Origin of the sequence: Stenotrophomonas sp. 3diitr2024, assembly GCF_042136455.1 — a bacterium.
In the GTDB taxonomy this organism is placed as follows: Bacteria; Pseudomonadota; Gammaproteobacteria; order Xanthomonadales; family Xanthomonadaceae; genus Stenotrophomonas; species Stenotrophomonas sepilia.
Genome location: NZ_JBHHMJ010000561.1, coordinates 1 through 6,005 on the forward strand (window position 1 = coordinate 1; position 6,005 = coordinate 6,005).

The window sequence follows — 6,005 nt, forward strand, 5'->3', positions numbered from 1 at the left end:
GATCATCGATCTGCAGGCGTTTTTCTTTGCACGGATGCAGGGTCCCGGCGTGCCATCCAGCGATCATTGATCGCTGGATGGTGGCCGAATCAGGCTCTCCTCAGAGCTTTAGCGTCACACCCACCTGGAAGCCCCGCCCCGGCAGTGGCGCGATGTATTTCAGTGGCGAGTTGTGTGGACGCGCTTCCTCATTGAGCAGGTTGCTGCCGTTGACGAACACTTCCATGCCGGCGATGTAGCTGCTGCGCACCGGCAGTTCGCGGCTGACCTGCAGGTCAACCAGGTTGAACGCATCCAGCGGGATCTCCTCGCTGACGTTGCGGCCGAGGTACTCCTGCGTGTCGTAGTAGGTGCTCGACAGCTGCGCCTTCCAGCCTTCGCGCTGCCATTGCAGGTTGGCGCCGTAGCGGTTGGTCGGCATGTTCGGCAGGTACTCGCCATCGTTGTGGGCGCGCAGCGGATCGGGGTGGTCGGCCTTGTTCTTCACCAGATCGGCGAAGGCAGAGATGTTCAACGCGCCATAGCGGCCCAGGTCAAGTGCCTGCGATGCGTCGATCTCGAAACCCTTCACCGTGGTGTCGGTCTGCTTCCAGTACTTGAGCGGCAGACGGTTGGCGGTCTGCAGGCCGGAATGGCCGAGGTAGAGATAGTTCTCGTACTTCATCCGGTAAGCAGTGGCCGACAGTTCGAAGCCGCCGATGTGGAACAGGCCGGTCAGCTCCAGGTTCTTCGCGCGCTCCGGCTTGAGGTTCTGGTTGCCTTCTTCCTGGGTCATCACCGAATAGTGTGCGTTGCTGGCATACAGCTCGTTGATCTCCGGTGCGCGCTGCGAGGATGCGTAGCGCACCTTGGCGGCGAACAGAGGACCGAGCTCGACACGGGAGCCCACGCTGTAGCTGTTGAGCCGGTAGGAACGGTCCTGCAGCTTGGTATTGGCGGCGTTGCGTGCGGTCCTGAAGCGGCTGGGCTGCAGCTCGTGGTCGATGCGCTCGTGGCGCACACCTGCATCGAAGGTGGCCCAGCCGACGTCCAGTGCCTCTTTCAGGAACACCGCGTTGCTGCGGGTGTCGACGTCGGGCAGGTAGCGCAGTGAACCGCTGCCGGTGACCTGGCGCGACTGGTGGCTGAAGCCGAGCAGGCCGCTGAGCGGACCGACGCGCTGATGGCTCAGAAGCAGCTCGGCCTGGGAGCTTTCGAAGTCGTAGTCATTGGCCTTGGATGCACCGAGGCGCTCGCCCGACGTGTTGTCCAGCCTGGAAACTCGCAGCTCCGCGCGCTCGAACCACGGCAGCGGATCGCGCAGCAGGGCTTCCAGCGCGTAGCGTTCCTGCTTGATCACCACGCCCACCGGCAGGCCATCGGCATCGTTGGAACCGAACGACAGATTCTGCATCGAGAAGCCCGGCACGCCGTACTCGCTGTCTTTGGCATCGATGCTGACACCCGCGTAGCCACGGTCGAAAAACAGCGTCGACCCGAAGGCCACCTGCGAGTTGCGTGCGTAGCTGTTGCCCAGCCGGTGATGGTAGTCGGGCGTGACATCGTTGTTGATCTGCTTCTGCACGTACGACGGTGTGCCGGGCACGTAGGCGGGGTTGACCGGATTGATGTAGGTGCGGCGCTGCCAGACCGAGGTCGGGTTGTTGGTGTAGAACGAAAAGTCACCATCGGCCCAGTCCGGGTTCTCGGTCATGAACTGGTCGATGTACGGCTGCGAGGCCTTGTTGTAGATCTGCTGGACGCGCGCCTCTTTTTGGCAGCTGTCGGCCAGCGCCGAGTTGACGCCGCCGGTCGGCGGGAACAGGCGGGTGTTGCAGACGTCGGATTTGCTGTTGCCCGGGATGTCGTAGTGCGAGATGCGCTGGCGCGAGACCTGCAGGTTGGTCGAGAGGTTGCGCTGGTTGTTGAAGTTCATGCGGAAGCCCTGCGCGTCGGCGGCATTGAAGCCCTTGCGCAGGATCAGTTCCATCGACTGCTCCTTGTCTCCCATGCGGCGCGGGACCAGGCCCGAATCGATCTCCACGCTGCCGCCGATCGCATTGCCGCCATAGCGCACGGCGTCCGAGGACTTGTTGACGGTGACGCTGCGCACGAACAGTGGATCGAACGGAATGTTGATGTCGCCGCTGATCGCGTTCATGCCGAGGATGGACTGGCCATCCTGCAGGATCTGCACGCGGTTGCCGCTGAGGCTGCGGATGACGGGGGCGCCCGCGTTCGGCCCGAAGGCGCTGTTCTGCACGCCGGAGACATGTTCGAGCACGCTTCCGAGGGTACGGTTCTGCGCCTGTGGATTATCGACGGTGACCCGGCTGTCGATGCGCGAGAGCGGGGAGGCCTGTACCTGGAGGGTGGGAAGGGTAGGCGCGTCCGCAGCGTGGGCGGTGTGGACGGCGAACAGGATGGCGGCAGCAAGCAGGTGGCAACGCATGGCAGGACTCGTGACATAGAAGTGAAATGTTATAACGTAACTATTTGTATCGACAAGGACGTGATGAGGCCTTGCCGCCAGACCTGAATCGCGGGAGGCGCGAACGAGGTTGCCGCGCGTTCAGCGCCCTGCCTTGTGCGGGGCCCCGATGCTGTGCACGATCCGAAGCGCTGCGCCCCACAACGCGTCACGCAGCACCTTCTTCACTGGAACGGAGCAACGTATGAAGCTGTTGTCCGCTGTGTTGTTGTGTGCGTGTTCGCTGCCGGCCGGGTCGGCGCTGGCCGTGGAAGCGTCCCCGTCGCCGCTGCTGGGGCGCTGGTCGCTGGACACCGCGACCTCGGCACTACCCGAGGCGCAGCGTCCGAAGCAGGTGGTGCTGGAGTTCAAGGACGCCGGCGGTGGCCGCTGGAGCTCACACGTGGATATCGTCCTGCACGACGGCAAGACCATGAAGTCCGACGGCACGTTGGCGCTGGATGGCACGCCGGGTGCCTTGTCCGGCACCTACGGCGCGGACAAGGCAAACCTGAAACTGCCGGCCCCGAATACGCTGGTGATGCAGTTGGTGGATCACGGGACGCCCGCCTCCACCCGCATCTACACCGTGGCGGATGACCGGGCGACGATGACCGAGACCAAGGCGTTCTACGGCCACGACGGCACGCCGATCCTGCAGACCAATCTGTTCAAGCGCATGCCGTAGCGATGCTGCGTTCACCAGGCTCGCACAACGGGCGTGGTGAACGCAGCCGCCTTACACCGCGGCCGGATCGTGCTTGCCAGTGTCGATGCCGTACTTGTCGACGGTGTCCTGCATCCAGCACGCAGCACCATCACCATCGCGTTCCAGCGGATCATCGCGTTCAGGCGGCGCTCGATGGCCAGGTCACCGGGATAGGGCGGCTGGCGTTCGGGCGGGATGGTATTGACGTAGGCCGTCCATGCGCGGGTATGCAGGTCGCCGTGCTGTTGCGCGTCCAGATCGCTCAGCCGGTCGATCAGGTAGTGCGCGCGTGGCCGGCCACCGGCCTGCATCACCGCCTCCAGCGATTCACACCACTCCCGCGTTTCCAGCGGGTCGGTATCGAAGGGGATCAGGGCTTGGTTCATGACTGTCTCCAGAGGGCGCCGTTTGGACGTCTGCCTGAGCGACAACACCATCAGGGCGCACAGCACTGGAGCGGGGTCGCAACGGCAATGCCGTGACGCGAAGGGCGACCGTGGCGGCCACCGAGAAGACAAGCGTAGGCCTGGCCCCGCGGCTTCGATAGGCGGGCCCGGCTTGGGTCTCTGGCAAGCAAGGGTTGGTGCCGGGCGCCGCATCATGCGCGGATGCACTGCGTACCACCGCAGATCAGGCCGGGTACAGTCCAGGCAGGAACATCGGGATGACCGCCACGCCGACGCACAGCAGGCACCAGGCGACGATGGGCAGCCAGCGCGCCAGACGCTGGGCCGGTTCTGGTACGCGACCGCCGCCGATCCACAGCAGCAGCGTGAGCACGCCCAGTGCATAGGCGAGGGCGACGATCACCGGATGCACATGGATGACCCGGCTGGGCGGCCACATCTGCTGCTGGTAGGCGGTGGTGTGGGCGACCAGCAGCAGGAACAGCAGGCTGCTGAAGGTGTGGATGGCGGTGCGTGCGTTCATTGCTGGGCACTCCTTGTGCCGGCTGCCGGGACATTGCAGGGGCGGCATTCTAGCGGCTGCCTGCCGGTCGTTGAAACGCCACTGTCATCGATGGCGGTCACCCTGCTGGGCTTTCCAGCCTCGGGGTGGTTGGCCGGCCGTGAACAGCGTGAGGATCTGGGAGAAGAGCTACGAACTGCGGCGCCGGCTGCTGCGTGGCTTCTTCCTGCGTCGCGGTTCGGCCAGCGAAGATGCCGAAGACCTGGCGCAGGAGGTCTATCTGCGGCTGCTGCGCAGCACCGGCGAGGATGCCGACGCGGTCGAGAACCCGGAAGCCTACCTGTTCACCGTGGCGGCCAACCTGGCGCGCGAGCACGCCCGCGTGCGGTCGTCGCTGCCGCCGCTGGAAGACATCGATCTGCTGGCCGAAGTGCTGAAAAGCGAAGAAGACATCGAGCGCGAATTCGAGCGTGCGCAGCGCTGGAACGATATCCGCAGCACCATCGCGCGGTTGCCGGCGACCACGCGCCGGGTGATGGAGCTGCACTACCGCGACGGGCTGGATTGCCCGGGAATCAGCCAGCAGCTGCAGGTGTCGGTGCACATGGTGCGCAAGCATATCGGCAAGGGGCTTGACGCCTGCAGGAAGGCGCTGGGCGCCAGGGAGCTCACATGAATCGGTATCCATCACGCAGGCCTGACGACGAGGTCGCACGTGAGGCGGCGCACTGGTTCCTGTGCAATCGCGAGGGGGTGCTGGACAAGGCCGGGCGTGTCGCGTTCCTGGACTGGATGAAGCGCTCGCCCGAGCATGTTCGCGCCTACATGCGCGCGCTCGCGTTGCACCGGCAGGTGGGCGAGGCGCTGCAATCGCCGTTGGCTGATGAGGCGCTGGTGCCACCGCGGCAGGTCGCCGCCAAGGTGGTGCCGCTGTTCGGTCGTGCGCACGCGCCGCCCCGCGCCGTGCTGCGTCGCGGTCGCGTGCGCTGGTGGATGGTCTCTGCCGCGGCCTGTGTTGCCCTGATCGGCGTGGGCCTGGTTCCGCAGGTGATGCCCACCCAGCAGCTCTACAGTGCCGGGCATGGTGAACTCCGCGACCTGGTGCTGCCCGACCAGACCCAGGTGCGGCTCAACGCGGACAGCCGACTGCGGGTACGCATGGGCTGGTTCAGCCGAAAGGTGGAGCTGCTGCAGGGGGAGGCCACGTTCGACATCGCCCGCGACCGTCGTCCGTTCGAGGTGGAAGTGAACGGCCTGGAGATCCGGGATATCGGCACGGTGTTCGATGTATCGCGACGGCTGCAGAGCACACGCATCGGCGTCGTCTCCGGCGAGGTCGAGGTCTGGAGCCAGGGCGCGGGTGCCCACCGCCTGGCCCAGCTGGAGCAGGGCCGGGTGGTGCAGGTCGATGCGCGAAGCCATGCCGTCGAGTCAGTGGACATGCCGCTGTCGATGCTGCTGGACTGGCAACAGCGCAAAGTGTCCTTCCTCGATGAGCGGCTCGATGAGGTGGCAGCTGCCTTCAACCGGCACAACCAGGTGCAGGTGCGCGTGCTGGACGAAGGCGCGGCATCGGCACGGTTGTCCGGCAGCCTCGATGCGCATCGCATCGGTGCGCTGCAGGCCTTCCTCGAACGCGACCCACGCTTCGTGGTGAGGCGCGAAGGCGACACAGTGCGGGTCGGCAGTCGCTGAGGCCCGCGCGGTGGTGGGCTGTCAGAAAAAATTCATCGAATCCGCGTTCTCCACTTCGGTGGATGCGGGCTCTTACTTGGAAGAAGCCGCTGCCGAGCCACGCAGCGGCGCCTGCTGCCTTCTCTCTTCCAAGGACCCGTGATGCGCAACACGCTCTACCTGTCGATCATCCTCGCCCTGTCTCCCTGTAGCGTGCCAATGGCGGCCGCGGCCGCGGCCGCTGCCGATGGCCGTGAAGCCCGC

At 65.3% G+C, this 6,005-nt stretch carries 5 protein-coding genes and 1 pseudogene; 3 read left to right on the top strand and 3 right to left on the bottom strand.

Going from position 1 to position 6,005, the window contains the following annotated elements; genetic code table 11:
• Window positions 1-100: 100 nt before the first annotated feature.
• The gene (locus tag ABGA94_RS14505) at window positions 101-2,431 is read right to left on the bottom strand and encodes a TonB-dependent receptor (RefSeq protein ID WP_375367611.1); all 2,331 of its coding nucleotides are present in this window, start codon (window positions 2,429-2,431) and stop codon (window positions 101-103) included.
• Window positions 2,432-2,654: 223 nt separating this feature from the next.
• On the opposite strand from ABGA94_RS14505, the gene ABGA94_RS14510 reads away from it, so the two are divergent.
• On the top strand, window positions 2,655-3,137 hold the full coding sequence (locus ABGA94_RS14510; RefSeq protein ID WP_005416092.1) for a hypothetical protein: 483 nt from the start codon (window positions 2,655-2,657) through the stop codon (window positions 3,135-3,137).
• Window positions 3,138-3,250: 113 nt separating this feature from the next.
• On the opposite strand, the pseudogene aceE reads toward ABGA94_RS14510, so the two are convergent.
• Both aceE and ABGA94_RS14520 read right to left on the bottom strand, forming a co-directional pair.
• Window positions 3,251-3,544, bottom strand: a pseudogene (gene aceE, locus ABGA94_RS14515) (pyruvate dehydrogenase (acetyl-transferring), homodimeric type); the annotation flags it as partial.
• 244 nt (window positions 3,545-3,788) lie between these two features.
• A complete protein-coding gene (locus ABGA94_RS14520) occupies window positions 3,789-4,088 on the bottom strand; it encodes a hypothetical protein (RefSeq protein WP_065179451.1) in 300 nt (99 codons plus the stop codon).
• A 139-nt stretch (window positions 4,089-4,227) separates the two neighbouring features.
• On the opposite strand from ABGA94_RS14520, the gene ABGA94_RS14525 reads away from it, so the two are divergent.
• A complete protein-coding gene (locus tag ABGA94_RS14525; protein WP_005416095.1) occupies window positions 4,228-4,743 on the top strand; it encodes an RNA polymerase sigma factor in 516 nt (171 codons plus the stop codon).
• Window positions 4,740-5,762 carry a FecR domain-containing protein gene (locus tag ABGA94_RS14530; RefSeq protein WP_111128167.1) on the top strand — a complete coding sequence of 341 codons (1,023 nt, stop codon included), beginning with the start codon at window positions 4,740-4,742 and terminating at the stop codon, window positions 5,760-5,762. Before ABGA94_RS14525 ends, ABGA94_RS14530 begins: the two co-directional genes overlap by 4 nt.
• Window positions 5,763-6,005 lie beyond the last annotated feature (243 nt).